The sequence below is a fragment of the Streptomyces sp. NPDC016845 genome (genome assembly GCF_044332585.1).
In the GTDB taxonomy this organism is placed as follows: Bacteria; Actinomycetota; Actinomycetes; order Streptomycetales; family Streptomycetaceae; genus Streptomyces.
The window spans coordinates 425,812-451,776 of the sequence record NZ_JBIRPI010000002.1; the positions used below are offsets into that span (position 1 = coordinate 425,812).

The window sequence follows — 25,965 nt, forward strand, 5'->3', positions numbered from 1 at the left end:
TCTCCACGGCCTACGGCAGCAGGGCGCCGAGCCGGTTGAGCAGGTCCGCGAACGGGCCGTCGGCCGGCTCGTCCGCGAGGACCGTGCGCAGGAGCGCCGCCGTCTTCGGGTCGTACGCGGCGCTCACCGCCGCCAGCGCGGCGAAGTCGTGGACCAGTTGCAGCTGCAGCTCCTCGCGCGGGACGCGCCGCCCGTCGAGCCAGAGCAGCGCCGTCGACTCGGCCAGCGAGATCCACGAGCGGACCACCAGCTCCAGGCGGTCGGACGGCGCGGTCACGTTCAGGTGCGCGAGGATCTGGACGTACGCGGCTTGCCGGACGGAGTCGATCAGCGCGTTCGTCGCCGACACCGTCTCCGGGGAGCAGGAGCCGCCCATGGAGACCGCCGGGCCGCCGCGCATCAGCGCCGAGAAACCCGGCCCGTGCTCGTCCACGAAGTCGAAGAAGCGGCCCATGACGCGCAGCAGCCGGGCGCCGAGCGGTCCTTCCCGGGGCTCCTCGAACCGCTGCGCCAGATCCTCGGCCGCGCGCTTCAACGCGGCTTCGTACAGGCTGAGTTTGCCCGGGAAGTAGTGGTAGACGAGGGGCCGGGAGATGCCGGCGGCGGCCGCTATCTCGTCGATGGAGACCTCGTCGGGCGAACGGTGGCTGAACAGTTCGAGAGCGACCCCGATCAACTGCCGCCGCCGCTCCTCGACACCCATCCTGCGCCGCACCCCGGTCGTCATACGAACACTCTACCGAGCGAGATCACCCGCCCAGTTGCCCGTACGAGCGGCGGCGGGGGTCCGGGGCGGAGCCCCGGGGCCGGACTACCGCAGGGGTGAGACGTCGACCCCGCCGTCGGCGACCCCGGCAAGAGTCACGTCCGCGCCCCGCGCGACCCGCACGGCAAGCACATGCCCCGACCCGACAGCCCCCGCCGCACGCACCGACCCGACCTCGTCACTCCCGGCCGCCACCAGGTACCAATGGCCGCCCCGCGACTTCCAGCGGACCCCGGCCAGAACCGCCTTGTCCCGCTCCCCGCACGCCGCGGAGGTCTCGGACTTGGCGGCGACCACCGCCGACTCCGCCCCCGGCGCGCGGAACAGCGCGAGCGTGCGCGGCCCGCCGCCCCGCCAGGTCTCGGCCCGGGTGCACACCCACTCGGCCCGCCCGTTGCCCTCGGGCATGACCTGCTCCGCGTAGGCCCACGCGTTGACGGACCGCACGCCGTGCGAGCGGGCCGCGGCGAGGGAGCAGGCCGTGGCCGCCCAGTCATCCGGCCGGGCCTCGCGCGGCGCGTCCGGCGCCCCGGACGTGAGGTGCGCGGGCACGAGTTCGCCGAGGTCGCTGGTGTACCGGGTGGCGTCGGCGGAGGTGAGTGCGAGCGCGTTCCACCCGGTGCAGGGCTGCCCGGCCGGGGCGAGCGCCGGGCTCGGGAACGGCGCCGTCACGCCGTCCTCCGTACGGGCCAGGGGCCGCGCCGCGTCCGACGGCTCGAGCAGGTCGCGGACGGCGGCGCCGGTCACCCAGGGCGCCGTCAGATAGCGGACGTTGCTGTCGGACCGGTCGACGACGACCGCGCCGGACTGCGCGGCGCCCGCCCCGTCGACGCGGGCGAGGTCGAGGGCGGCGCCGCTCGTGCCCTTCGCGGGTTCGGCGTAGCGGACGACGCGCAGACCGTCGTAGAGGAGCACGACGCGGGCTTGGTCGATCTCGCCCGCGTAGAGCAGCTGGGCGGGTCCCGGCGGGGCGCCCGCGGGGGTGCCGGGTGTCGCGGAGACCTGGACGCTCTCGCCGGGCCGCGCCCACACCGCGAGCGCGCGGCGCAGCAGCGCCTCGTCGCCGGTGAGGGAGCCGCGCGCGGGCCACACGGAGAAGTCGGTGCGGGCCGAGGAGCGCCACGTGGCCGGGGCGACCCGGGTCAGCTTCGCCGGGTCGAGCGCGGCCTGCCCGGCGGGGTTCCGCGCGTACGGGGGCGCCGCCGCGCCGTCAGGACCCCAGCCCTCGCCGGGCAGGCCGAGCAGCGCGCCGCAGACCAGGAGCGCCGCTGCCGCCGCGATCGCCGCCTTGGCGTGCTGACGGCGGCGCATCAGGTCGGTGGGGCGCGCGTGCAGGGAGCAGGGGTCGAACTCGGGGGAGGTGAGCAGCTCGTACTGGACTTCGACGCCGTCCGCCTCGTGCAGCGCGGCGGTGGTCTCCTGGGGTGTGCAGCCCGAGGCGGTCAGGACGGTGCGTACGGCGTCGTCGTCGAGGTGTTCGAGACCGCGCAGTGCGTACACGGCGCGGGCCGGGCCGCTGAGCGCGGAGAGCCGCTGGTCGAGCGCGAGTTCGTCGGCGCCGCCGGACTTCGGGAACAGGCGCAGGCCGCGCACCCGGGGCAGCAGCGGCGGCAGCTGGGACCGCTTGGGCCAGGCCGCGCGGAGCAGCGGACGCCCCGCTTCGAGGGCGCTGCGCAGCACCTTGAGGCGTACGTAGCCGTAGCCCGGGTCGGCGCCGCGCGGCGCGCTGCCGCGCTGCGCGGGGAGGGCCGGGGGCGCGGTCGCGGTACGGCCGCGCGGGAGCGCCCGCTGGGCGACGGAGTGGGCGGTGAGCACACGGCGGTTGCGGCCGAGGCCCGGCGGAAGCACCAGGTAGGCGAGGCGGACGAGGCGCGGGTAGTGCTCGACCAGAGCCGCCTCGGCCTGCTCCACGTGGATGACATCGGGGGCGCCGGGGGTGCCGGGGGGCCGCGCGGGACTGGGTTGCTCCACCTTTGACTGCACGTTCAGCAGAACGAGCGAATCGTGGGATGGTCACCGGCCCCGCCCCGGCGTGTCAGTCCGTCCGCACCAGCTCCCGCGCGTAGTTGGCCATCGACCGCTGGTAGCGCGGCAGATGCGGGGCAAGCGCCGCCAGGACCAGGGACAGGCCCTCGCGGTCGCGGCCGAGCGACGACAGGCACAGCGCGAGGCAGCCTCGTACGGCGTCGTCCAACTCGTCACTCGGAGCGGTCAGTTCCGGTTCGAGGAGCGCGACGCCCGCCTCCGGGCGCCCCACGTTCCGCAGTGAACTGGCCAGTTGGATCTTCGTGCGGCGCGCGCGATATCCGGAGAGGCCGAGCCGCAGCGCCTCCTGGTAGAGCGGCACCGCCTTGCCGGAGTGGCCGGTCGAGTCGAAGGCGCAGGCCCGCTCGAACGGACCCACCGGGCTGTCGGCGGGCAGCTCCGCCACCAGGCCGTCGACGAGCGCGCGGAACTCACCGGCGCGCTCCTCGCCGTAGTCCTCGAAGGCGGCCCACGCGGCGGCGATCCGCTCTTCCCAGACGCTGTCCTCGGTGCTCGTGGGGGTGCTCATCGGGCCACACTCGGAGATCGGCCGGTGCGCGTCAACCGTTTTCCGGGTGCGGCCCCTGTGATCGCCGTCTACGTGAGCTGCCAGCCGCTGAACTCGACGGTGCCGCGCGCCCCGTTCCCGCCGTTCGTCGCGGTCATGAACAGGCCCACGTCCTGCGTCGCCGCGGCCCCCGGCACGGGCACGGTGGCCACCGTCCGCCAAGTGGTCCCGCCGTCGGTCGAGCAGGCGCCGGTGTACGAGCCGCCGGACCGGGTGAGGCGGAGGAGCACCGGCGCCTTGATGCCGGTGATCCGCTGGTAGGTGTCGAGCGTGCCGTCGCCGTTCGTGTCGTAGGAGAGGACCACGCCGTTCGAGGGCGTCACGGCCAGGTTGAGGAAGCCCGTCGACCCCGGCGTGGCGAGGGAGTCGCGGACGATGATGCCCGCGCGCGCCCACGCGCCCGTGACGGCCTGCGAGTCCACCCGCAGGACGACGGACGTGCCGTCCCGGAGGGCGCCCTCACGGTAGATGGTGCCGAACTGGGTGGTGCCCTTCCACAGGTCGTTGCCGGCGCCGTCGATGGCGAACCGGTCGCCCAGCTGCCCGAAGACCGCCTCGTTGTTGGTGTACGTCTTCCAGCCCGCATCGAGGGGGCCCGCCTCGAAGAGCGTGCCCTTGTACGACGTGGTGATCCGGTCCTCGCCCTGCGGCCCGTACGTGACGTCGATCGTGTACGGCAGCGGGCGCAGCGGCTCGTCGAGCGGGGTGCCCGGGGCGCTGGCCTGCCAGGAGACGGTGCCCTCGCCCGCCGGGGCCACCCTCGGCAGTGACGTGCCGTGCTCGGGCGTCGCGTCGATGCCCTTGAGCGCGAAGTCGACGCGGCCCGTCGCGCGCAGCCCGTTGACATTGTGGAAGGTGGCCGCCACGCGCGCGTGGCCGCCCGGTGGGAAGGCGGGCGGCTCGGCCGTCACGGTGAGGGAGCCCTGGTAGGGGGCGCGGGCCAGCACGTCGTACACGCGCGCGGCCGTGCGGTGCGCGTCCCCGTACGGGCGCAGCGGGTAGTCCTTGCGCTCGCGGGTCCACGGCTCCTCGAAGGCGAACCAGTCGACCTTGGCGGGTTCCCGGCCCGCCGCGAGCGCGTCCTGGAGCTCGTCGAGCCACTTCTGCCAGCGCGGCAGGTAGAAGTCGGCCATCAGGCCGTGCCACTCGCGGTTGCCGTACTCGTGCAGGTTGCCCGGGTCGGAGGTGGCCCGGTCGCCCCACACCGTGATGAGGACCTTCGCGCAGCGCTCGAACTCGGCGCGCTCGGCGTCGTTCGTCGCCATGTCGCGCGCGTCCTGGATCCACGGCCCGAGCAGGAAGGCGCTGTGCGTCCCGGTGACGTCGTCCGACAGGCGCATCAGCTTCAGCCACAGCGTGGCGAGGTCCTTGAAGCGGGCCTGGTCCTTGTCGGCGTACGCGGCCTTGAGCTGGGGCAGGTACTGGCGGCTGCGGTGCGCGAGCGCCTGCCGGGCCACGTCGACGAGGTCGTACTTGTACGCCTGGCTGCCTCTCAGGCTGCCGGCCACCCCGAGCAGCCCGGTGAGCGCGGCGTCGAAGCGGGCCGGATCGTAGGTCAGGGCGCGCGGCGCGTAGTAGGCGGCGCGGTCGGCGGAGAGGTCGGGGCGCGCCGCGAACAGCGAGTCGTGCGGGTCGGAGCGCTCGACGGCGGTCTGCTGGTACGCGGTCTCCTCCATCGCCTGCCAGGCGGCGCGGGCGTCCTTGTCGCGGCGCCCGTAGCGGAAGTCGGCGTACCCGGCGAACCAGTCGGCGCGGTCGATCTTCCGCTCCGTCCAGGCGAGTTCGGACCACAGCTCGAAGGCGGCCGGGTCGCGGTCGGTGCCCTCGGGCATGTAGGCGGTGCCGGCCAGGGCGCTGTTCGCCTTGTCACGCCAGGCGAAGAACTTGTCCATCCAGATGTGCGCGCGGGCGCCGATGGTGGTGCGGCCGCCGAAGTTGGGGATGGTGCCGAACGCGTACGGGGTGCCGCCCCAGTCCTTCTCTCGGTCGGTGACGGAGGTGAACCGGTCGGAGACCCCGTCGACGATCAGCATCTTCTTCTTGTCGATGGCGTCGAGCAGCGCGGGCAGCGGGTTCGCCTCCCAGCCGAGGATGACCCAGGTGGCGCCCGGCCGGTTCTTCTGCAGCGCGGTCTCCACGCCGCGCGCCGCGTCCGGGACGGGCACGTCGCCGGGGGTGCCGCCTTCGTGGAGCAGGTCCATCTTGAACGCGTCCAGGTCACCGAACAGGTCCCGCTGATGCCCGTAGAAGGCCTCGGCGACCTGCGCGAACGACGTCGTACGCGGGTCGAGCCAGTCGGGGCGGTCGAAGCCGTGCCAGATGCCCTGCGGCACCACGTGCGCGTCGCCGCCGTTGCGCTCGACGAACCCCTTCGGCACATGCCCGTAGTAGCCCGGCATGACGGGCTTCATCCCCAGCTCGCGCAGCCGGTCGGTGATCTTCCTCCCCAGCTCGGCGCGGTCGGCGATGAGTTCGGGGGAGAGCGGGCCGCCGTACCCGTAGAGGTTCTGCAGCAGCCACCACGGCTGGTGCGAGGGGGCCGGGAGCCAGGCCCGGGACTCCTCGTCGCTGTAGCCGAAGTCCTTCAGGAGCCGGTGGTAGACGGCTTCCATGCCCGCGATGACCAGCACTTCGTTGCAGCCGTGCAGCGCGAGCACGTCGATCATGCGCTCCCAGTACGGCCAGCCCGCGAACGGCGCCGTGTAGCCGTCGTTGGTGTCGTTCAGCGCGAACCGGTGCGGCAGCGGCGTCGACCGCTCCAGGGCGCGGGTGGGCGCCGGGAGAGTGCGGGGCAGGTCGAGCTGGTCGCCGTTCCAGGCGATGTGCGCGCCGCACACGTACTTCAGATACCAGTGGACCCCGGCGAGCAGCGTCGCCGGGGTCGTCCCGTACACCTCGATCGCGCCCCGCTTCCCGGCCACCCGGAAACGGTCCACGCCGCCCTGGGGCGGAAGCAGTCTGAGTCTGAACTGGTCCGCGTGGTGCGGCAGTCGTCTGTTGAGCGCTGCGCGGGCAGCCGACGTATCAAGGGCGTGCGGCGCAGCCTGAGCGGTCGTCGGCACGCCCACCCCCAGGGCCGTGCCGAGCCCGATGGCGCCTGCCGTGCCGAGAACCGTGCGTCGCGTTGGCGCGGACATACGTGTGACCCCCCTGCGTCGCGGATGGTGCGGCGCACGGTAACCGGGGCGCACGCCCGCGCTCAACGGTGCGTACGGAGTCTGGCGGGATCACGTCGATGAGCCGTAAGCGGCCGGGACAGGAGTGCGGGATGAGGAAACTGCTGGTGGCAGGGGTGGTACTGGCGGTGGTGACGATCGGCTGTGGGGCGCACGAGGACGCACCGGAGCACCCGGTGACCCCCCGGACGGCCAGCGGCTCACTGGAGCAACTGGCGCGTACGGCGGGCTGCCGCCCCGACCTCCAGACCGACGCCGCCGAACTCCGCCAGGCCACCTGCGGCGCGGGCCGGGAGCGGTACGTTCTCGCCACCTTCGCCACCGACCGCGGCCAGGCCGAATGGCTCGACGCGGCCGACGACTACGGCGGCACCTACCTCGTCGGCCGCAAGTGGGTCGCGGTCGGCGAGGACCGTGTCGTGACACGGCTGCGCGGCCGGCTCGGCGGGACCGTGGAGCGGGCCGACGGGGGCCACGCGGGTCACCACTGAGACGGCCGCGCCGCCCGTGGGGGGTCTCTGTTGTGGAAGGGCTGCTCAGGTGCAGCGGTCGCCGCGGTTGATGCAGCCGGCGACGCGCTGCATCAGCCTGGCGTCGAAGACGTTGATGAAGTCACCGTGGTCCGTGATCGGTTTGTGCAGTTGCTCGGGGAACGAGTCGACCGCGAACCCGGGGCCCGGCGGCACGCTGTAGACGATGCGCTGCACCAGCTGCGGGATCGCCTTGAAGCCGCCGGGGCAGGCGCCGGTGCGCGGGTCCTCGAACGCGACGTGCGTACGGTGGTTGGCGCTGTCGGCGTTCGCCCCGTCCCAGCAGCTCTGGAACCGGAAGGTGCGCACGACCTTCGAACCGCTCGGGCAGATCGGGTACTTGTCCTTGAGCTGGCGGTTCTCGAAGCCGGTGCAGCTCCACGACGCGTTGGCGTTCGCGTCACCGTTGGTGAGGGCCTTCGCGTCGCCCGTGATGATCCGCAGGAAGCGCGGCATCGCGACGACCTTGCTCGTCGGGTTCCCGTCGAATTTCAGCGTCACGGACGACGGGGTCTGGATCTCCCCGGTGTTCTGGTCCTTGCCGCCGCCGTCGGCTCCGGCGTCCGCCTCGTCCTTCCCGTTCTGCAGCCGCAGGACCGGCCAGTAGTAGGTCGACTTGTCACCTTGGTTGCGGCAGCTCGTCTGCCCGCCCGCGAGGTCGTCGTCGCTGGAGAAGGCGTCCGTCGCCTGGTTCCCCACGTAGTCGTGCATGTGGTGGGCGCCGTTGCCGACACCGGGCGCGACGATGACGTTGTCCGGGTTGAACTTGCCGTTCTCGTTGCGCCCGCAGGCGGTGGTGAAGGTGCCGCGCGAGGCGGCGCGCCGGTTGCGCGGCGTCACGACATTGGGCTGGACGGACTCGATGTCGACGAAGTCGGCCGGGTCGGGCCCGTTGCCGGTCGCGCCGCCGCTGCCGTCACCGTCGCCCGATGGTGCGCTGGGCTGCTGCGACGGCTGCTGGGAGGGCTGTTGCGACGGATCCTGGGAGGGCTGAGGTGAGGGCTGCTGCGGCTGTTCCGGGGAGCGTCCCGTGCAGGCCGCCATCCCGTCGAGGCGGCGCGGCGGGAGCCCGCCGGAGCGCCGGATGTCCTCCCCGATGCGGCCGAGGACGGCCCCGCGCTTGTCCTTCAGCGGACCCAGGATGCTGTTCTGCACGAAGCCGGGGTCCCGTGCGGCGGCGTCCCGGTTCGAGGCGAGCCGCTGGTAGGCCGCGGTGATCTGGCTGTCCAGAGCGGCCAGTTCCGTGTCGACCTGAGCGCGGGCCCCGTCCGGGACCTCGGGCAGGGCGTTGCCGACGTCCGGGCAGTCGATGGTGGCCACCTGCCGCGCCTGTTGTAGTGACCCTTGCTGTGACCGCTGCTGCGTTTCGCTGCCCGCGTCCTGCCCCGGCTCCTCCTGGGCGGACGCGTACACGTTGACCGCGACCAGCCCACCTCCGCCCAGGAGCAGTGCGGCCGACGCGACGGTCATCCGCGTCGTCAGCGAAGAGCGCCGTTTCCGTGAGGTGCGTCCCATGGGACTACGTACGCAACGGGAGGCGCCCGTGTTCAATCGCCGCCTCACGTTCTGCCCCACCCTCTGAGGGGCAGGGGCTCAGCGGCCCCGGTCCAGATACGCGAGGACCGCGAGGACCCGCCGGTTGTCGTCGTCCGAGACCGGCAGGCCGAGCTTGGCGAAGATGTTGGAGGTGTGCTTGGCGATGGCGCGCTCGGTGACCACCAGCTGGCCCGCGATCGCCGCGTTCGAGCGGCCCTGCGCCATCAGCTCCAGGACCTCCAGTTCACGCGGGGTGAGCCCGCCGAGCGGGGCGTCCGCCGCGTGCCGCGACAAGAGCTGCTGAATGACCTGCGGGTCCATCGCGGTGCCCCCGGCCGCCACGCGCCGGACCGCGTCGATGAACTGGTCCGCGTCGAAGACCCGGTCCTTGAGCAGGTAGCCGACCCCGCCGTTGCCGTCGGCGAGGAGTTCACGCGCGTACAACTGCTCCACGTGCTGGGACAGGACGAGGACCGGCAGGCCGGGCCGTTCGCGGCGCGCGGCGAGGGCGCACTGCAACCCCTCGTCGGTGTGCGAGGGCGGCAGCCGTACGTCGACGACGGCGACGTCCGGCTCCGACTCGGCCAGCGCCCTGGTGAGTTCGGGACCGCTCTCGACGGCGGCGGCGATCTCGAAGTCGTACGCCTCCAGCATCCGCACCAGACCGTCCCGCAGCAGGAACAGGTCTTCGGCTAGGACAACACGCAAGGGATCTCCATGGTCACCATGGTCGGACCGCCGGCCGGGGAGCTGACGGCGAGGACTCCGTCGAATGTACCGAGCCTGCGCTCGACGCCGCTCAGACCGCCGCCTTCGACGATCACCGCGCCGCCCCGGCCGTTGTCCGTGACGGCGATCCGCAGACAGCCGCCGGTGTGCGCGAGGTCGACCCAGAGCCGGTCGGCGCCCGCGTGCTTCACGGCGTTGGTGAGCGCCTCGCTGATCGCGAAGTACGCGGCCGACTCGACCGGCGCCTCGGCCCGCCCCGCCGGCTCCACCTCGACCTCGGCCGGCACGGGGAGGCGCAGCGCGAGCGCCCGTACCGCGTCGCCCAGGCCGCGCTCGGCGAGCACCGGCGGATGGATGCCGCGCACCAGATCCCGCAGCTCGGTGAGCGCCTCCGCCGACGACCGCCGGGCCTGCGCGAGCAGCTCCCTGGCCTTCACCGGGTCCTTCTCCATCAGCGCCTCGGCCGTGCCCAGGTCCATGCCGACCGCGACGAGCCGGGCCTGCGCCCCGTCGTGCAGATCGCGCTCGATGCGCCGCAGCTCCGCCGCGGAGGTGTCCACGGCGTCGCGCCGCGAGGCGGTCAACACCGCCACCCGCCGCTCCAGTTCACCGGCGGGCGGCGCGAGCACGTACCGGGTCAGCAGGAAGTGCGCCCGCAGCAGCGCGGGCGTCACGTACAGGCCCGTGGCGAGCAGCGCCGTGGCGAGGAGCGCGGCGAACAGGGCCGTGCCCTGGCCGCCGACCGGCACGAACCCGTACCACCAGCCGACGTACGTGCCGTCCGTGAACACCCGCCACAGCCCGGCGGCGAGCGCGTACCCCTCGACGGGGTAGAAGATCAGCGCGGCGGGCAGCAGCGCGGTGACGAACCCGGCCGTCATGTCGACCAGCAGCCACCTCAGGTCCCGCCAGGTCGCCGGGTCCGCGAGGAGCAGCCGGGTCCGCTCGGCCCGCCCGACGAGCCCGCCGCGCAGATCGTCGGGGAACGGCCGGTACGTGGCCGGGATCCGCACCCCGCACCACTCGGCGGCGACGGCCCGCCGCCAGTTCGCCCAGTGCCGTACGAGGCCGAGCACCCACGGGGTGGTCACGATGCCGACCCCGGCCACCGTCAGCACGATCGAGAGCACCGACAGCACGAACAGGGTGATCGACCCGGCGAGCCCGGTCACCGCGACCCAGAGGCCGCGCAGCCCCGCCACCACGGCGCTCCGCGCCCTCGCACCCATCGCCCGCTCCGTCCGTCCTGACGCCCGTACGTCCGTACGTTTCACAGTGTGGCCGGTCGGGGCGGGCGGGACAGTGGGAACGGCACCCGTACCGGGGTGGGGCTACGTACACCCCGGCACGGACGTGCCGGTCAGTGGGGCGCCGGCGGTGCGTACTTGTAGCCGACGCGGCGCACCGTCTGGATCGTGTGCCGGTGCTCGGTGCCCAGCTTGCGGCGCAGGCGCGCGATGTGGACGTCCACCGTGCGGCCGTCGCCCACGTGCCCGTACCCCCACACGGTGGTGACGAGCTGGTCGCGGGTGTGCACCCGGTGCGGATGCGCGACGAGGTGCGCGAGGAGCTCGAACTCCAGGTAGGTGAGGTCGAGTCGGCGCCCGAGCACGCTGGCGGTGCGCTGCGCGTCGTCGATCCCGATGAGCGGGTCGGACGGGGCCGGGCCCTCCTCGGGCCCGGCCCCGTCCGACCCGGTGGCCGGGACGGGCGTCACGGGCAGCGGCGGCTGCTGGTCGGCCGGGACGAGCACCAGGTAGCCGATCATCGGCGGCCGGCCCGGCAGCGTGGGCAGGGTGTGCGGCGGCGCGGGCAGCAGCGTGGCGCCCGGCGGCAGATAGTCGGCCACGTCCAGGGCGGGGCCGGCCGGGGCGAGCGCGGCGGGTGCCACCTCGTCCCGGTCGACGGCGCGCAGCCGGGTGCGGGGGTGGGCCGGGCGGGGGAGCGGGGAGAGCGGGCGGGCGTCAGCCATGAGAGGTCAACTCTTTCGCGCGGAGTCGTCTGGGAGGACGTACGTCGTGCGCGCGGACCGAAGGCCGTGCAGCGGGTGACCGGTGCCGGTTTTAGAGGGCCTGCGCGTTCGTCGCGCGGCAACACACCCGGTCGAAGTCGTGGTGCTGGCGGGAGGGCCAGAACGGCTCGAGGTCGTGACGACGACCCCGCGCGGTGATGTCCTGGTGACTGGCCATGCCCTTATTGAAGCAGATGCCGTACGCAAACAAGAGGGCGCCCGCGCAGATCGCGGGCGCCCACCGGTGCCTCATGGCCGGAAACAGCCGGTGCTCAGACCTGTCCGGCCTTCTCCAGGGCGGAGCAGCAGGTGTCGACGAGCAGGCGCGTGACGACGTACGGGTCGACGTTGGCGTTCGGGCGGCGGTCCTCGATGTACCCCTTGCCGTCCTTCTCGACCTGCCACGGGATACGGACAGAGGCGCCACGGTCGGAGACGCCGTACGAGTACTCGTTCCACGGGGCGGTCTCGTGCAGGCCGGTCAGGCGGTCGTCGATGCCGGCGCCGTAGTGCTTGACGTGGTCCATCGGCTTGGAACCCTCGCCGAGCGACTCGCAGGCGGTGATGATCGCGTCGTACCCCTCGCGCATGGCCTTGGTCGAGAAGTTGGTGTGCGCGCCCGCGCCGTTCCAGTCGCCCTTGACCGGCTTCGGGTCGAGCGTCGCGGAGACCTTGAAGTCCTCGGCGGTGCGGTAGAGCAGCCAGCGCGCCACCCACAGCTGGTCGGAGACCTCGAGCGGGGCGAGCGGGCCGACCTGGAACTCCCACTGGCCCGGCATGACCTCGGCGTTGATGCCGGAGATGCCGAGACCGGCCTTGAGGCAGTTGTCCAGGTGCGCCTCGACGACGTCACGGCCGTGGATCTCGTCCGTGCCGACACCGCAGTAGTAGCCGCCCTGCGCGGCGGGGAAGCCGCCGACGGGGAAGCCGAGCGGGCGGTCGCCCTCGAAGAACGTGTACTCCTGCTCGATGCCGAAGACCGGCTCCTGCGCGCCGAAGCGGGCCTCGGCCTCGGCGAGCGCGGCCCGCGTGTTCGACTCGTGCGGCGTCATGTCGATGTTGAGGACCTCGCACATGACGAGCACGTCGTCACCGCCGCGGATCGGGTCCGGGTACACGGCGACGGGCTTGAGCACGCGGTCCGAGGCGTGCCCCTCGGCCTGGTTGGTCGACGACCCGTCGAACCCCCAGATCGGCAGCGCGTCGAGGCCTTCGGGGGAGCCCGCGATGACCTTCGTCTTCGAACGGAGCTTGGCCGTCGGCTCGGTGCCGTCGATCCAGATGTACTCAGCCTTGAACGTCACGGGGGCCACATCCTCAAGTACGGGTCGCTATCTGCCGCGCAGCCTGTCAACAGGCGATTTCCCGTCCGTTGCCCGGATGTGAACCCCGTGTTACCGGCGTCCGCGCCGAACCGTCACCCCCGCCCGAGCGCGTCCCGTACGGCCTCCTCGCTGCGGCCCACCACGGCCGTGCCGTCGTCGGCGGTGATGATCGGGCGCTGGATCAGCTTCGGGTGGGCGGCGAGCGCCTCGATCCACTGCTCACGGGTCTCCGCGTCGCGCGCCCACGACGCGAGCCCGAGCTCCTTCGCGACCGCCTCCTGGGTGCGGGTGATGTCCCAGGGCTCCAGGCCGAGCCGGCCGAGAACGGCGCGGATCTCGTCCGGGGACGGCACGTCCTCCAGGTAGCGGCGCACCGTGTAGTCGGCGCCCTCCGCGTCGAGCAGGGTGAGCGCGCCGCGGCACTTCGAGCAGGCCGGGTTGATCCAGATCTCCATGGTGTCAACGGTACGCGAGACGCCTCCCGAGACACCTCCTGAGTCGCCCTCAAGTAGCCGCTGGCCAGCGGCTTTTGTCAGTGGGCCGCAGTAGAATAGAAGCACTGTTCGAGAGCTTTCGGGGGCTTTCGAGTTCGCGACAGGAGGATGCCTGTGCCCGCTGCCGCACCGATGCTGCTGGACCTGCCGTACGCGCCACTCGCCAAGAAGCCGCTCCCCGCGGGACGGCCCCGCGACTGGTACATCACCCACAACCGTCGCCTCAAGGCCATGCGCCTGGCGATAGCCCTGCTCGACTCGGGCGTCTACCTGCCGAACCAGGCCCACAACAAGAGGATCCGCGCCACGGCCGAACTCATCGGCATCCACCCGCCGTCGGACACGACGTGCCACATGGTGCGGGCGCTGATGCGGTACTGCCGCTGACCTGAGGCGCCCCGAGGGGCCGTCCCGCGCTGCGGACGGCCCCTTCGGCGTGCTCAGACGGCCACCGGGTCAGACGGCCACCTGCTCAGACGGTGGTCGGCTGGGGTGGCGGTCGGTTCAGACGGCGGTCGGCTGGGGTGGCGGTCGGTTCAGACGGCTGTCGGTTCAGACGGTGGTCGGCTGGGGAGGTGGTCGGTTCAGACGGTGGTCGGCTGGGGAGGCCGCCGGGTCAGACGGCCACCTGCTCAGACGGTGGTCGGTTCAGACGGTGGTCGGCTCGGGAGGCCGCCGGGTCAGGAGGCCACCCGGTCAGGAGGCCGCCGGGTCAGGAAGCTGCCAGCTCCTTCTCCAGGGGCGTACGGAACCGGGGCGTGACCCGCGTCGGCGCGAGCCAGGACGACAGCCGCGCCGCCTCCGCCCCGACCGCCTCCCGCGCCGCACGGCCACCCGTCGTGTCGAGGAGCCGCCAGACGACCTCCCCGTCCGCGCGCTGACCCCAGCCGCCCACGATCCGCCCGTCCCACCACACCGTGGGGCCGATGTTGCCGCTGCCGTCGAAGAGCGCGGGCCGCAGCTCGGGCGGCAGGTACCAGTCGCGCTCCTGCCAGCCCATGGCGGTCGGATCGAGCCCGGGGAGCAGGGCCGCCCAGGGCGCGACGTCCTCCTGCGGCGCCTCCACCCGCTCGGCGAGGACGAACCCCGTGGCACCACTCTCCAGGGCGACCCGCACCGCGCCGACCGCCGCCAGCGCCTTCCGTACATCCGTCACCTTCCACCCCGTCCACCACTTCAGATCCCCCTCCGTGGCGGGCCCGCACACCCCGAGCCAGCGGCGCACCAGCTCGGCCTGCGCCCCGGCGACGGGCAGTTCGGGGTGCGGCGGCGCGACCGCCCAGCGGAACTGTGTCGAGGTCCAGGAACCGAGCGGCCGCCCGCGCACCACCCGCCCCTCCACGCCGAGCACCCGCATCAGCCGCGCCGACACGGTGTGCTCGTACTTCCCGTCCCTCCCGTACGCGAACCGCTCGCGCAACCGGGGCTCGTCGGCCACGAGTTCGGTGACCGTCGCCTCGCCTCGCCGGGCCAGCGCGGCGAGCGCCGCCTCCTCGACCTCCCCGAGCCACTCGGGCGTGAGCCGCCCGTCGCTGCCCTCCGCCATGTCCTTGTGCAGCGCGGTCCTGGCCCGTGCCGCGACGGCGAGACCGGTCGACGCGTGGACCGTCGCCGCGAGCTCCGCGGGGAACACGAACACCGTGTGCCGCATCCCGTGCATCCGCACCAGGGTCCGGTCCTCGTACAGGGCCCGCCCCAGCCCGCCGACCGTCACGCCCGGGTCGGCGAGGCGCGCGCCGACCGCCAGGTACACCGTCGCCGGGTCCGTACCGTGCAGCGCGACGAGCGAACGGGCCACCTCCTCCGGCCCCTCGGCCCGCGCCGCGGGGGAGAGCCGGTGGGCGAGCGCGAGACGCGCACGCCGCTCGTCGTCGGCGATCTTCCGCAGGGTCATACGGCACATCCTGCCGGACGCGGTCACCTGTACGCGGTCACTTGTACGCGGTCACTTGTACGCGGTCACCTGTACGCGGTACCGCTGTACGCGGTACCGCGTGGCCGGGAACGGCACCCTGTGCGGCGAACCCCGGAGGACTAGGCTCACAGAGGTGCCCTCCCAGTTGCCCGACACCGCCCGCGACACCGGCCCCGACACCTTCGCCGTCATCGCCGTCGCCGCGTCCGCGGGCGGCCTCCACGGCCTCACCACCCTGCTCGGCGGGCTCGGTGCCGGGCTGCCCGTACCCGTGCTCGTCGTGCAGCACCTGGACCCGCGCCACCGCACCGTCCTCGCCGACATCCTCGGCCGCCGCACCGACCTCGACGTCAAACTCGCCGAACAGGACGAGGCGGCCCGCGCCGGCACCGTATACATCGCGCCGCCCGACCGGCACCTCCTCGTGGGCGCCGACGGCACTCTCACCCTCACGCGTACGGAACTGGTCCACTTCCTGCGGCCCTCGGCCGACCTGCTCTTCGAGTCCGTGGCCGGCGCGTACGGACCACGCGCCGTCGCCGTCGTGCTCACCGGCACCGGCAACGACGGCGCGATGGGTGTGGACGCCGTGAAGAAACGGGGCGGTACCGTGATCGCCCAGGATCCGCAGAGCGCGGAGTTCCGGGGAATGCCGGAAGCCGCCATGGGTACGGGAGCGGTGGACTTCGTGCTACCTCTTGAGGACATCCCCACGGTCATCCGTGGACTGGTCGAGTTCAAGAGGCAGTAGGTAGACGACGATGAGCGAAGCGCCCCGCGCGGCGGAGACGGACGAGGAGCTGGAGGACCTCCTCGGCTTCCTGAGAGACGCCCGCGGCTTCGATTTCACCGGCTACAAGCGCTCGTCACTCGGCCGCCGCATCCGCAAGCGCATGGCCGACGTCGGCATCAACGCCTACGCCGACTACCGTGACCTCCTCGAGGCGAACGCGGACGAGTTCCGGGCCCTGTTCAACACCATCCTCATCAACGTCACCTCCCTCTTCCGGGACGCCGACGCCTGGACCTTCCTCCAGCACGAGGTGATCCCCGAACTCCTCGAACGGCTCGGCCCACAGGACGAGATCCGGGTGTGGAGCGCGGGCTGCTCCAGCGGCGAGGAGGCGTACTCGCTCGCGATCATGTTCGCGGAGCACCTCGGCATCGAGGAGACGCTGACCCGCGTCAAGATCTACGGCACCGACGTCGACGAGGAAGCGCTGCGCGACGCCCGCTCCGGCCTGTACCCGGGCAGAGCCCTCGAACCGCTCAGCCCCGAGCTGCGCGACAAGTACTTCGAGGTGAACGGCTCACAGTTCAGCTTCCGGCCCGACCTGCGCCGCCGCGTCATCTTCGGCCGCCACGACATCACCCGCGACGCCCCCATCTCCCGCCTCGACCTCCTCGTCTGCCGCAACGCGCTGATGTACTTCAACGTCGAGGCGCAGACCCAGATCATCGACCGGTTCCACTTCGCCCTGCGCGAGCGCGGCTTCCTCTTCCTCGGCAAGGCCGAGATGCTGCTCAACGACGCCGACCGGTTCGACGTCGTCAGCATGCGCCAGCGCATCTTCCGCCGCCGCGCCGGCAACGCGGCGACCCCGTACCAGCCGGCCCCGCCCAAGCTGCGCCCCCACTTCGGCGGCGAACTGCAGAGCGTCGCCCGCAACCGGCAGGTGCGCGACCTGGTCCTCGACGCGGCACCCGGTGCCGCCCTCGCCGTGGACACCGACGGCATCGTCGTCCTCATCAACAACCACGCCCGCGTCCAGTTCGGCCTGACGACCAACGACATCGGCCGCCCCTTCCAGGACCTGGAGATCTCCTACCGCCCCGTCGAACTGCGCTCCCTGATCGACCAGGCCACCCACGAGCGCCGCACCCTGCGGGTCAACGGCGCGGAGCGCAGGGGAGCCGGCGAGGACGCCCAGTTCTTCGACATCACCGTGCAGCCGCTGGTCGGCGCGGGCGGTCTGCCCGCCGCCACCAACATCACCTTCACCGACGTCACCGTCGCCACCAAACTCAAGGCCGAGATCAAGCGCGTACGCGAGGACCTCGAGACGGCGTACGAGGAGCTCCAGTCCACCAACGAGGAGCTGGAGACGACCAACGAGGAGCTCCAGTCCTCGATCGAGGAGCTGGAGACCACCAACGAGGAGCTCCAGTCCACCAACGAGGAGCTGGAGACCACCAACGAAGAGCTCCAGTCCGGCAACGAGGAGCTGGAGACCATGAACGAGGAGACGCGCATCCGCAGCGAGGAGCTGGACGAGGCGCGCGCCTTCCTGGAGGGCGTCCTCACCTCCATCGCCGCGGCCGTCGTCGTCCTCGACAAGAAGCTCAACGTCAAGAGCTGGAACCGGGGCGCCATCGACCTGTGGGGCCTGCGCACGGACGAGGTGCTCGACACCCCCTTCTTCGGACTGGACTTCGGACTGCCCACGCAGCGGCTGCGCGCCGTCGTGGAGGACTGCGTCAGCTCCGGCAAGCGGGGCGCGCCCGTGGAGATCGACGCGGTCAACCGGCTCGGCCGCAGCTTCGTCTGCTCCGTGCAGTGCAGTCCGTTCGACGGCCACCGCGGCGGTGTCGTCCTTCTGATGGAAGAAGGCCGAAGCGTCGGTGCGACCTGAACCGGCGGGCGTAGGCTGACACCATGGAGTCAAGGGCCGGTTCGCCGACACAGGCCGCGCTCGCCCGGCAGCGTGCGGCCACCGCCCGTCGGCGCGCCGACCGCGCCCTCGCACTCGTCGACCGCTACGAATCGCTGGCGGCCAGGACCGCCGACGACCTGTACCTGCGCCTGGCCGACGTGCACCGCACCACCGCGACCCGCCACAAGGTCGCCGCGGAGCTCCTGGAGGCGCACGCCCGCCGCACCGGCCAGTGGGCCCGCGACGGGGGACCGCAACCCCTCTTCATGACCGGCGTCGCCGAGGCGTGCGGCACGCGCAGCGTCGCGGTGACCCTCGTCGACGGCGAGCGCAATCAGGTCGCGGTCGCCTCCTCCGACCCGTCCTCGAACACGGCGCAGGATCTGGAGTTCGTGCTCGGCGAGGGCCCGGCGCGGGACGCCGTGCGCGACCGCTGCGCCGTCGAGGCGGCGGAGGCCGCCTTGAGCACCCGCTGGCCCGGGTACGGCCCGGCGCTCAGATCTCTCGGCATCGCCCAGGTGGTGGCGGTGCCGCTCCAGGTGCCGGGCGAATGCATCGGCGCGCTCGCCGTCTTCGACCCGCCGCCCGGCATGACCACCACGACGCAGGTCGCCGAGGTCGCCGACGCCCTCACCAGGAGTGTGTTGATCGGCCAGGACGCGGTACCCGGCCTGTTCGGTGGCGTCGACTACCGGGCCGTCGTCCACCAGGCGGCCGGTATGGTCGCCATTCAACTGCACTGCCAGGTCGGCGACGCGCTGGAACTGGTCAAAGCCCGTGCGTTCGCCGATGGTCGCCCCATCGGGGACGTGGCCCGGGATATCGTCCACGGACAACTGAAACTCGGCTGAGAGGTCTTCCACCGTGACGCTCCAGGAGCAGGAACTCGCGGCGGTCTTCGCCCAACTGACAGGGGCGGCCGCCCAGGACCCGCTCGACACACAGAACCTGCTCGCCACTCTCGTGGAGGGCGGCAGGCGGCTGTTCGACGCGCCCGGAGCGATCGTCCACTACGCGCCCGGTGCCACGCCCGTCTCCACCGACGGCACGGACGACGCCCTCCGCTCGCTCGCCGCGGACGCGGCCTCCTGGCCCGAGGGCCCCGGCTACGACGTCCGTACGACCGGCTGCGCCCTCATCGACGTGGACACGACCACGCAGCCCACCCGCGCCCGCTGGCCGCGCTGGACCGCCCGCGTCAAGACCCTCGGCCACACCCGCGTCACCGCGCTGCCGCTCCCCGCCAAGGACGGCCCGGCCGGCGCCCTTGTCCTCTTCGGCGCCCCCGGCCGCAGCCTCGACGAAAAGGCCCTCTCCCTGGCCCGCTCCTTCGCCGACGCCGCCGCCCACACGCTCTCGCTCCAACGCGAGGTGACGGAGAGCCGGGTCCTGGCGGGCCAGTTGGAACACGCCCTCTCCAGCCGCGTAGTGGTGGAACAGGCAAAAGGCATCCTCGCCGCGCAGCACTCGATCTCCCTGGACGAGGCGTTCTCGCGGTTGCGGAAGTATGCGCGGTCGCACCAGCGGAAGGTGGCGGACGCCAGCCGCGAGGTGATCGAGAGCGGGGATCTGCCGAAGGGGGCGTGATACCGCGCCCCGCCTCGCTACGTCGTGACGGGGACGCCTCGCCCCCACAGTTCCTCCGCGTGATCGCGGAAGCGGTCGAACATGCCTCCCTCGGCATGGCGGCGCAGGTGCAGCATCGGCGAGTCATGGCCGACCATGCGGGCCAGATGCGGTGTGACGAGCGCGTTGTCGTCGAAGCGGAAGACGCTCAGGGCGACGTGAGCGGCCGCATCGGCGGCGGCGCTCGAGACGGACAGGGCCGTGTTCTCGACGACCTCTCGCTGCCGCGTCACCTCGCCGTCGGGATCCCCGATCAGGAAGCGGACGCGGCACCCGGCCTCGGTCCCGCGGCGCAGCAGGTCGGGAAAGGCCGGGACCTGTGACCAGAAGAAGTAGTTCGTGTATCCCGCGAGGAAGATCTCGTTCGTGGCGCCCTCGGCGAGATCGGCCCACAGCGACGACGGTGCGGCGGAGCGACAGGGATAGCCGTGCACCAGCTCCAGATCGGTGCCGGTCTTGATCCGGTCCTTCACTACCTGCGGCCACAGCATCTCTTCGTCAACTCCCAGTACCTGAGCACCGTCTTGCCTGTTCCGTGCGTGGGGAACGAGACACGCTAGCGCGCAGGACGCCCAACTGTCCGTGCCGGGCGACGGGATACGTCCCTGCGGGGGACGCAGAGTCGACGTGAGACCCCCGCGACGCGCGAACGTCCGGGGGCGTGGCCAACGCTACGAGGAGCGCCGACACATGAAACGTACCGTCCACTCACAAGCAGCCGAAGGACCGGAGAAGCGCCCGCTGGACCTCGAGACGATGCGCACGACCGCACACCGCCTGCTCGGCCTGGCCGACCACTACGAGGGGCTGCGCGGCGGCGTACCGAAGGCGAGCAGCGTCTTGGGGGAGTAGCTGGGGGAACGAAGAGAGCCCCACCTGAGTCAGGTGGGGCTCTCTTACGGGGTGACCGGGCCGCGCGGTTCAGATGTCGAAGTAGAGGTGGAGGAATGCTCTGACCTGCACAGATATGCGTTTGGTGGGTCGATCGGTGCACAACTGGTGCACTGGGGAAGCGTCAGGCGGATCCGCCGCCTCTCTTGAGACTTCCGTAACGGTCAGGGGTAGGAGGCGTATTCCTGGCCGCCATTGTGGTGTCGATATTTCGCCTCCTTATGTAGATCACGCGCCGGATCCAGCCGCTGCTGGCATGGTGGTCGGTGGTTGTGCCTACAGTGCGTGTTACAGCTGAGACGAGTCCGGGGGTTGTTGTTGTGCCGCGTGTGGTGGGGGTGCACGGGATCGGCAAGCAACTGTTGGGCGAGGGCACGCTGCTGAAGGAGTGGCAGCCTGCTATGGCCGATGGGTTGCGTCGCGCGGGGGCCGGCGATGCCGTGTCCGAGTCGGATATGGCGATGGCGTTCTATGGGGACTTGTTCCGACCGGCCGGCCAGTATCTCGCGGTCGGGGATCCTCGCTTCACGGCCGCCGATGTGGGCGAGGGTTTCGAGCAGGAGCTGCTGCTGGCCTGGTGGCGTTCGGCGGCCGAGGCCGATCCCGGCGTAGTGCCTCCTGGTGCGGACACCCTCGTTGCGACGCCGCGCTCCGTGCAGGCTGCGTTGCGGGCCCTGTCGGGGTCGCGGTTCTTCGCCGGTCTCGCCCTGCGCTCCATGGTCTCCGACTTGAAACAGGTCCACCGCTACCTCCTCGACGCCGAGTTGCGGACCCAAGCCCGTACTCGGGTGATCGATGCCATCGGGGAGGACACCCGGGTGGTGGTGGCGCACTCCCTGGGCTCGGTGGTCGCCTATGAGGCGCTGTGCACCCTGCCCGGCCATCGGGTGCGGGCCTTGGTGACCCTGGGTTCTCCGCTGGGTATCCCGAACCTGATTTTCCATCGGCTGGAGCCCCGGCCGGTCGGGTCGGGTGGCTCGGTGCAGGGGGTGTGGCCGGGTGGGCAGGGCCTGGTGTGGACGAACATCGCTGATGAGGGTGATGTCGTCGCGTTGGTGAAGGATCTGCGCCCGGCGTTCGGTCAGGGCCTGCGTTCGGCGCGGGTGCACAACGGTTCCCACGCGCATGATGCGACCGCGTATCTGACCGATGAGTTGTGCGGGCGGGCGATCACGGAAGGGTTGGCATGACCGCTCTGCCCAGCGACGGTGCGGGTACGGAGGGGCCGCGCCGGTTCCTGATCGCCACCGCCGTCTCCAAGTACCCCAAGTTCCCTGACTGGAACCGGACGGAACTGGTCGAGGCGCGTGAGCGCGTCATCGAGCTGTTCACGGGCGAGCTGGGATACCAGCACTACACCGGCCTTGGGCTGGACCCCACCCGTTCCCAGCTGCCCGACCAATTGCGGGCGTTCTGCAAGTCCGAGGACCGCCGCGAGGACGACCTGGTCACCGTCTACCTCTCCTGCCATGGTGACGTCCTCGACGACGGCGGCGAACACGTCCTGTTCACCACGGACACCGACCCCGCCGATATCACCCACACCACATTGCCCACCGCGGAACTGGCCAAGACGATCCTGCGGGACACCAAGGTACGGCGGCTGTTGCTGCTGCTGGACACCTGCTATTCCGGGCAGGGCGGCAACGAACTGGCCGCAGCCGCCCTGAAGGGCATCAGCGCGCAGTGGGCAGAGGCCACCGGCTCGGGGCTGGTGGTCGTCTCCTCCGCCCAGCCGCACCAGATGGCCAGGACCGGTGCCTTCCCCGACCTGCTCACCCAGGCCGTGGGCAGCCTGGCCACCGCCGGGCACGGCCCGGAGACGCTGTCGGTGGAAGCAGTGGTGCAGCAGATGAACAACCAATCCGGCCGGCCCGGGTACCAGCGCATCAACTGCAACAAAATGGGGCTGACCGAGGAGACGCCCGCGTTCTTGCCCAACCCGCGTCACAGCACCCGGCTGACCGACGTGGACCTGGCCATCCAGCAGGCCGCCGAGTTCGACGAACAGGCGCGGCGCCGCGACACCGAGTTCACCACCCGCTTGCTGGTACGCGCCATGGGCTACCACGGCGATGCCGCCCAGGGCTGGTGGTTCCGCGGCCGCCACGCAGCCCTGGGCCACCTCGCGAACTGGCTCCGCTCGCCCGGTACCGGCAGCGAATCGGCGTGCCAGGTCGTCACCGCGGGCCCCGGCTCGGGCAAGACGGCCGTACTCGGCCTGATCGCCGCCCTGGCCCATCCCGAGCGCCGCCGCACCGTCCCCATCGACTCCCTGAACCTCGCCCCCCGGATGATCCCCGAGCAAGGCGCGCTCGACGTCACCGTCTACGCCCAGAACCACACCGACACCGACGTGCTGCACGCACTGGCCGCCGCGGCCCGCGTGCACGCCGAAACCGTCGGCGAACTGCTCGAAACCCTGGGCGCTCGGCAGGGCGAGCGGCCGTTCACCGTCCTCATCGACGCCCTGGACGAGGCCGCCACACCCGACACCCTGTGCTCACAGATCCTGCGCCCCCTGATCGACCACTCGGACGGCCGCATCCGCCTCCTGCTCGGCACCCGCCCGCACCTCCTGGACCGCCTCGGCATCACCGCCAAGCACCACTCCACCAGCGAGCAGGTCGTCGACCTCGACGACCCCCGCTACGCCGACCCCGAGGCGCTACAGGCCTACACCGTCTACAACCTGCTCGGCGCCCACCGCACCTCTCCCTACAGCCGGCACCCCGAAGCAGCAGCTCCGGTCGCCCAAGCGGTCGCCGCTGCCGCCGGAACGTCATTCCTCGTCGCCCGCATCGCCGCCGGCACCCTCGCCGCAGCCGACGATGTCATCGCCGACCCGTCGGACCGGCAGTGGCAGAACAGCCTGCCCCGCCTGCCCGGACAGGCCATGCACGACGACCTCACGCACCGCCTGGGCCCGGACGCGCAACGGGCCGCGGACCTCCTGCGCCCCCTGGCCTTCGCCGAAGGCCAGGGTCTGCCCTGGGAAGACATCTGGGCCCCTCTGGCCTCCGCGGTCTCCGGCCGTACCTACACCGACGCCGAGCTGCTGTGGCTGCGCGACACGGCCGGCTCCTACGTCGTGGAAGCCACCGACTCCGACCGCTCCGCCTACCGCCTCTACCACCAGTCCCTGGCCGAGCACCTGCGCGAAGGCATCGACCCGCAAGCCGTGCATGCAGCCTTCACCGACGTCCTGACCGACCGCGTGCCCTATCGCGCCGACACCACCCGAGACTGGTCCTGCGCACACCCCTACACCCTCAACTACCTCGCCACTCACGCCGCCGCAGCCGGACGCCTCGACGAGACCATCACTGACACCGAATACCTTGCCCACGCCACTCCCCGCGGCCTCACCCCACACTTGCACCACGCGTCCACCGAACCGGCCCGGCTGACGGCAGCGGTCTACCGCGCCTCCATCAGCGTCCACGGAACCGCTACCCCGGATGTCCGCCGACAGGTACTCGCCCTGGATGCCGCGCGGGCCGGCGCCGACTCCCTGCAGCAGCAGTCGGCCGACCACATCCCGGAGGGGAACTGGGCACCCCGGTGGGCCACGGGAAGCAACTTTTCCCCGGCGCTGCGCGACATCCTGACCGGCCACAAGGACAGGGTGAGAGCGGTGGCGTGTACCAGCCTGGGCAGCAGGACGGTCGCGGTGACCGGCGGCGACGACGGGACGGTGAGGGTGTGGGACTTGGCCGCGGGTGCGGCTGTCGGCCAGCCCCTGACCGGCCATGACGGCAAGGTGCTCGCGGTGGCATGCACGAAGCTGGACGACACCCCCGTCGCCGTTACAGGCGGCGGTGATGGAACGGTGAGGGTGTGGGACTTGGCCGCGGGTGCGGCTGTCGGCCAGCCCCTGACCGGCCACACAGGCACGGTGTCGGCGGTCGCGTGTACGCACCGGGAGGGCGTGCCCATCGCGGTGACCGGCGGCAGTGACGGCACCGTAAGGGTGTGGGACCTGGCCTCCGGTACGCCCCTCGGCGATGCCCTGACCGGCCACAGGGGCGAGGTGTTGGCGGTCGCGTGTACGTACCGGGAGGGCGTGCCCATCGCGGTGACCGGCGGCAGTGACGGCACCGTGCTCGCGTGGAATCTGGTCTCCGGAACACGCCTCGGTTCCCTGAGCCGCCTCGGTGGCCTGACCAGTCACGACGGCAGGGTTTACACGGTGGCTTGCACGAACGTGAACGGCAGGCCGGTTGCGTTGACCGGCGGCGAGGACCACCAGGTGCGCGTGTGGGATCTGGCCTCAGGTACCTCCCTCGGCAAACCCCTGACCGGCCACGACGACTGGGTGCGAGCAGTGGCGTGGTCGGGCGATTCGGTCGCGGTGACCGGCAGCAACAGGACGGTACGCCTGTGGGATCTGCCCTCTCGTACCCGCATCGGACAGCCAATGGTCGGCCACAACGACTGGGTGAACGCGGTGGCCTGTACGAGGCTGGACGACACCCCTGTAGCCGTGACCGGGGGCGGCGAGGGCAAGGGGACGGTCCGGGTATGGGACCTCACCGCCGGCACTCCGCTCGGCAATCCACGCACCGGCCACGACGACTGGGTGTACGCCGTGGCGTGCACAAGCCTGAACGACAGACAGGTCGCGGTGACCGGCAGCAGCGACGCAACCGTACGGGCGTGGGATCTGACCTCAGGTACCCCTGTCGGCAGGCCCATGACCGGGCACGATGGAACGGTGTACGCGGTGGCGTGCACGAGCCTGAATGGCAGACAGGCCGCGTTGACCGGCGGCGAGGACCACAAGGTGCGCGTGTGGGATCTGGCCTCCGGCACCCCCCTCGGCAAACCGCTGACCGGCCACGACGACTGGGTGCGCGCGGTGGCGTGCGTGAGCTGGCAGGGCAGGCCGCTCGCGGTGAGCGGCGGACAAGACGGGACGGTACGAGGTTGGGATCTGGCCTCCCGTACGCCCCTCGGTCCTCCCATGAGAGGTCACGAGGGCTGGGTGCGCGCGGTGGCGTGCGTGAGCTGGCAGGGCAGGCCGCTGGCGGTGACCGGCGGGGGCGACGGGACGGTGCGCTTATGGGATCTGCCGTCCGGCCAGCCCATCGGCTCGCCCCTGGAAGGACACGACGGCGGAGTGTTCGCGGTGGCGTGTACGAGCCTGGACGGCATGCCGGTCGCGGTAACCGGCGGCAGTGACGGGAAGGTGCTGGCGTGGGACCTGCTCTCCGGCAAGCCGCTCGACCAGCCCTTGATCGGTCACAACGGCCCGGTGGGCGCGGTGGCGTGCACCGTCCTGAACGGCACTCCGATCGCGGTTTCCAGCGGCGGTGAGCTCGATGGGACGGTACGGGCGTGGAACCTTCGTACAGGCGAGCCCGCCGGGCTCCTGGCGGCGAGCAGTCCCCAGGCCGTCGCCCTTACGACCGAGGGGGATCTCGTACTGAGCATGGGCGCCGATATAGCGGTCTTCGGGCAGCGTCCTCCGCGTGAGCCACGCTTCGCCAAGGCACGCGAGACCATGAGCATCCTGCGGCAGTAGTGCCGCCTCTCAGTTGTGCGCAGAGCCTGAATAAGACAGCGAGGGCCGCTGCCCCGGCTCAGGGGTAGCGGCCCTCGCTGTCGTTCCTGACGCTAAGTCAGAGTGTGGGCCGTCCGGTGCACACGCGATGCACAAGGGGGTGGAAAGCAAGCGGTGACGATGAGAACTACTGAGTTGAGTTCTCGCAGGTCA

The 25,965-nt window shown here is 71.7% G+C and carries 22 protein-coding genes; 9 read left to right on the forward strand and 13 right to left on the reverse strand.

Annotated features, from left to right (window positions below; translation table 11 throughout):
* Window positions 1-10 precede the first annotated feature (10 nt).
* The 4 genes from ACH4RC_RS08035 to ACH4RC_RS08050 form a co-directional block, all read right to left on the reverse strand.
* Entirely contained in the window at window positions 11-727 is a 717-nt protein-coding gene (locus tag ACH4RC_RS08035; protein WP_398196773.1) for a TetR/AcrR family transcriptional regulator, read from the reverse strand.
* A gap of 84 nt (window positions 728-811) precedes the next feature.
* Window positions 812-2,737 carry a hypothetical protein gene (locus tag ACH4RC_RS08040; protein ID WP_398196776.1) on the reverse strand — a complete coding sequence of 642 codons (1,926 nt, stop codon included), beginning with the start codon at window positions 2,735-2,737 and terminating at the stop codon, window positions 812-814.
* A gap of 64 nt (window positions 2,738-2,801) precedes the next feature.
* Entirely contained in the window at window positions 2,802-3,320 is a 519-nt protein-coding gene (locus ACH4RC_RS08045; RefSeq protein WP_398196779.1) for a tetratricopeptide repeat protein, read from the reverse strand.
* 68 nt (window positions 3,321-3,388) lie between these two features.
* Window positions 3,389-6,496, reverse strand: coding sequence for an alpha-N-acetylglucosaminidase (locus ACH4RC_RS08050; RefSeq protein ID WP_398196781.1), 3,108 nt, complete (start codon window positions 6,494-6,496; stop codon window positions 3,389-3,391).
* A 131-nt stretch (window positions 6,497-6,627) separates the two neighbouring features.
* Here ACH4RC_RS08050 and ACH4RC_RS08055 point away from each other — a divergent pair, with 131 nt between their 5' ends.
* A complete protein-coding gene (locus tag ACH4RC_RS08055) occupies window positions 6,628-7,026 on the forward strand; it encodes a hypothetical protein (protein ID WP_398196784.1) in 399 nt (132 codons plus the stop codon).
* A 45-nt stretch (window positions 7,027-7,071) separates the two neighbouring features.
* Here the strand turns inward: ACH4RC_RS08055 and ACH4RC_RS08060 are convergent, their stop codons facing one another.
* The 7 genes from ACH4RC_RS08060 to ACH4RC_RS08090 form a co-directional block, all read right to left on the reverse strand.
* A complete protein-coding gene (locus ACH4RC_RS08060) occupies window positions 7,072-8,580 on the reverse strand; it encodes a DUF1996 domain-containing protein (protein ID WP_398196787.1) in 1,509 nt (502 codons plus the stop codon).
* Window positions 8,581-8,658: 78 nt separating this feature from the next.
* A complete protein-coding gene (locus tag ACH4RC_RS08065) occupies window positions 8,659-9,309 on the reverse strand; it encodes a LuxR C-terminal-related transcriptional regulator (RefSeq protein ID WP_398196789.1) in 651 nt (216 codons plus the stop codon).
* Window positions 9,294-10,559 (reverse strand): sensor histidine kinase, encoded by a 1,266-nt coding sequence (locus ACH4RC_RS08070; protein WP_398196791.1) that lies wholly within the window; start codon window positions 10,557-10,559, stop codon window positions 9,294-9,296. The genes ACH4RC_RS08065 and ACH4RC_RS08070 overlap by 16 nt, the downstream gene beginning before the upstream one ends.
* A 131-nt stretch (window positions 10,560-10,690) precedes the next feature.
* On the reverse strand, window positions 10,691-11,302 hold the full coding sequence (locus tag ACH4RC_RS08075; RefSeq protein WP_398196794.1) for a winged helix-turn-helix domain-containing protein: 612 nt from the start codon (window positions 11,300-11,302) through the stop codon (window positions 10,691-10,693).
* A 91-nt stretch (window positions 11,303-11,393) separates the two neighbouring features.
* The gene (locus tag ACH4RC_RS08080) at window positions 11,394-11,519 is read right to left on the reverse strand and encodes a hypothetical protein (RefSeq protein ID WP_398196796.1); all 126 of its coding nucleotides are present in this window, start codon (window positions 11,517-11,519) and stop codon (window positions 11,394-11,396) included.
* Window positions 11,520-11,613: 94 nt separating this feature from the next.
* Window positions 11,614-12,645, reverse strand: coding sequence for a glutamine synthetase (glnII, locus tag ACH4RC_RS08085; protein WP_398196797.1), 1,032 nt, complete (start codon window positions 12,643-12,645; stop codon window positions 11,614-11,616).
* A gap of 113 nt (window positions 12,646-12,758) precedes the next feature.
* Window positions 12,759-13,121: an arsenate reductase family protein gene (locus ACH4RC_RS08090; RefSeq protein ID WP_398196800.1), complete on the reverse strand. Its 363-nt coding sequence runs from the start codon at window positions 13,119-13,121 to the stop codon at window positions 12,759-12,761.
* A gap of 147 nt (window positions 13,122-13,268) precedes the next feature.
* On the opposite strand from ACH4RC_RS08090, the gene ACH4RC_RS08095 reads away from it, so the two are divergent.
* Window positions 13,269-13,547, forward strand: a complete 279-nt coding sequence (locus ACH4RC_RS08095; RefSeq protein WP_398196802.1) for a hypothetical protein — start codon at window positions 13,269-13,271, stop codon at window positions 13,545-13,547.
* Window positions 13,548-13,872: 325 nt separating this feature from the next.
* Here ACH4RC_RS08095 and ACH4RC_RS08100 read toward each other — a convergent pair whose 3' ends face one another.
* Window positions 13,873-15,054 carry a winged helix DNA-binding domain-containing protein gene (locus tag ACH4RC_RS08100; protein ID WP_398196805.1) on the reverse strand — a complete coding sequence of 394 codons (1,182 nt, stop codon included), beginning with the start codon at window positions 15,052-15,054 and terminating at the stop codon, window positions 13,873-13,875.
* 154 nt (window positions 15,055-15,208) lie between these two features.
* Between ACH4RC_RS08100 and ACH4RC_RS08105 the strand changes: the two genes are divergently transcribed.
* Genes ACH4RC_RS08105 through ACH4RC_RS08120 form a run of 4 tightly spaced genes read left to right on the forward strand, consistent with a single transcriptional unit; the run spans window position 15,209 to window position 19,316 of the window.
* Window positions 15,209-15,826 carry a chemotaxis protein CheB gene (locus tag ACH4RC_RS08105; protein ID WP_398196806.1) on the forward strand — a complete coding sequence of 206 codons (618 nt, stop codon included), beginning with the start codon at window positions 15,209-15,211 and terminating at the stop codon, window positions 15,824-15,826.
* A 10-nt stretch (window positions 15,827-15,836) separates the two neighbouring features.
* Complete coding sequence (locus ACH4RC_RS08110; RefSeq protein ID WP_398196809.1) at window positions 15,837-17,708, forward strand: CheR family methyltransferase; 1,872 nt, start codon at window positions 15,837-15,839, stop codon at window positions 17,706-17,708.
* A gap of 23 nt (window positions 17,709-17,731) precedes the next feature.
* On the forward strand, window positions 17,732-18,580 hold the full coding sequence (locus tag ACH4RC_RS08115) for a GAF and ANTAR domain-containing protein (protein WP_398196812.1): 849 nt from the start codon (window positions 17,732-17,734) through the stop codon (window positions 18,578-18,580).
* A gap of 13 nt (window positions 18,581-18,593) precedes the next feature.
* Window positions 18,594-19,316 carry an ANTAR domain-containing response regulator gene (locus tag ACH4RC_RS08120; protein WP_398196815.1) on the forward strand — a complete coding sequence of 241 codons (723 nt, stop codon included), beginning with the start codon at window positions 18,594-18,596 and terminating at the stop codon, window positions 19,314-19,316.
* A gap of 17 nt (window positions 19,317-19,333) precedes the next feature.
* Here the strand turns inward: ACH4RC_RS08120 and ACH4RC_RS08125 are convergent, their stop codons facing one another.
* Window positions 19,334-19,846 carry an XRE family transcriptional regulator gene (locus tag ACH4RC_RS08125; RefSeq protein ID WP_398196817.1) on the reverse strand — a complete coding sequence of 171 codons (513 nt, stop codon included), beginning with the start codon at window positions 19,844-19,846 and terminating at the stop codon, window positions 19,334-19,336.
* Between the two features lie 199 nt (window positions 19,847-20,045).
* On the opposite strand from ACH4RC_RS08125, the gene ACH4RC_RS08130 reads away from it, so the two are divergent.
* From ACH4RC_RS08130 to ACH4RC_RS08140, 3 genes are all read left to right on the forward strand, one after another.
* Entirely contained in the window at window positions 20,046-20,207 is a 162-nt protein-coding gene (locus tag ACH4RC_RS08130) for a hypothetical protein (protein WP_398196820.1), read from the forward strand.
* 368 nt (window positions 20,208-20,575) lie between these two features.
* Entirely contained in the window at window positions 20,576-21,436 is an 861-nt protein-coding gene (locus tag ACH4RC_RS08135) for a hypothetical protein (protein WP_398196822.1), read from the forward strand.
* Window positions 21,433-25,773 (forward strand): caspase family protein, encoded by a 4,341-nt coding sequence (locus tag ACH4RC_RS08140; RefSeq protein WP_398196825.1) that lies wholly within the window; start codon window positions 21,433-21,435, stop codon window positions 25,771-25,773. Before ACH4RC_RS08135 ends, ACH4RC_RS08140 begins: the two co-directional genes overlap by 4 nt.
* Window positions 25,774-25,965 lie beyond the last annotated feature (192 nt).

Excerpts from the sequence above, each read along its gene's own strand:
- ACH4RC_RS08075 (WP_398196794.1), bottom strand. The coding sequence starts at position 11,302 with ATGGCTGACGCCCGCCCGCTCTCCCCGCTCCCCCGCCCGGCCCACCCC.
- ACH4RC_RS08090 (WP_398196800.1), bottom strand. The coding sequence starts at position 13,121 with ATGGAGATCTGGATCAACCCGGCCTGCTCGAAGTGCCGCGGCGCGCTC.
- ACH4RC_RS08050 (WP_398196781.1), bottom strand. The coding sequence starts at position 6,496 with ATGTCCGCGCCAACGCGACGCACGGTTCTCGGCACGGCAGGCGCCATC.
- ACH4RC_RS08095 (WP_398196802.1), top strand. The coding sequence starts at position 13,269 with ATGCCTGTGCCCGCTGCCGCACCGATGCTGCTGGACCTGCCGTACGCG.
- ACH4RC_RS08130 (WP_398196820.1), top strand. The coding sequence starts at position 20,046 with ATGAAACGTACCGTCCACTCACAAGCAGCCGAAGGACCGGAGAAGCGC.
- ACH4RC_RS08045 (WP_398196779.1), bottom strand. The coding sequence starts at position 3,320 with ATGAGCACCCCCACGAGCACCGAGGACAGCGTCTGGGAAGAGCGGATC.
- ACH4RC_RS08115 (WP_398196812.1), top strand. The coding sequence starts at position 17,732 with ATGGAGTCAAGGGCCGGTTCGCCGACACAGGCCGCGCTCGCCCGGCAG.
- ACH4RC_RS08100 (WP_398196805.1), bottom strand. The coding sequence starts at position 15,054 with ATGACCCTGCGGAAGATCGCCGACGACGAGCGGCGTGCGCGTCTCGCG.
- ACH4RC_RS08070 (WP_398196791.1), bottom strand. The coding sequence starts at position 10,559 with ATGGGTGCGAGGGCGCGGAGCGCCGTGGTGGCGGGGCTGCGCGGCCTC.
- ACH4RC_RS08060 (WP_398196787.1), bottom strand. The coding sequence starts at position 8,580 with ATGGGACGCACCTCACGGAAACGGCGCTCTTCGCTGACGACGCGGATG.
- ACH4RC_RS08035 (WP_398196773.1), bottom strand. The coding sequence starts at position 727 with ATGACGACCGGGGTGCGGCGCAGGATGGGTGTCGAGGAGCGGCGGCGG.
- ACH4RC_RS08055 (WP_398196784.1), top strand. The coding sequence starts at position 6,628 with ATGAGGAAACTGCTGGTGGCAGGGGTGGTACTGGCGGTGGTGACGATC.
- ACH4RC_RS08140 (WP_398196825.1), top strand. The coding sequence starts at position 21,433 with ATGACCGCTCTGCCCAGCGACGGTGCGGGTACGGAGGGGCCGCGCCGG.
- ACH4RC_RS08125 (WP_398196817.1), bottom strand. The coding sequence starts at position 19,846 with ATGCTGTGGCCGCAGGTAGTGAAGGACCGGATCAAGACCGGCACCGAT.
- ACH4RC_RS08110 (WP_398196809.1), top strand. The coding sequence starts at position 15,837 with ATGAGCGAAGCGCCCCGCGCGGCGGAGACGGACGAGGAGCTGGAGGAC.
- ACH4RC_RS08080 (WP_398196796.1), bottom strand. The coding sequence starts at position 11,519 with ATGGCCAGTCACCAGGACATCACCGCGCGGGGTCGTCGTCACGACCTC.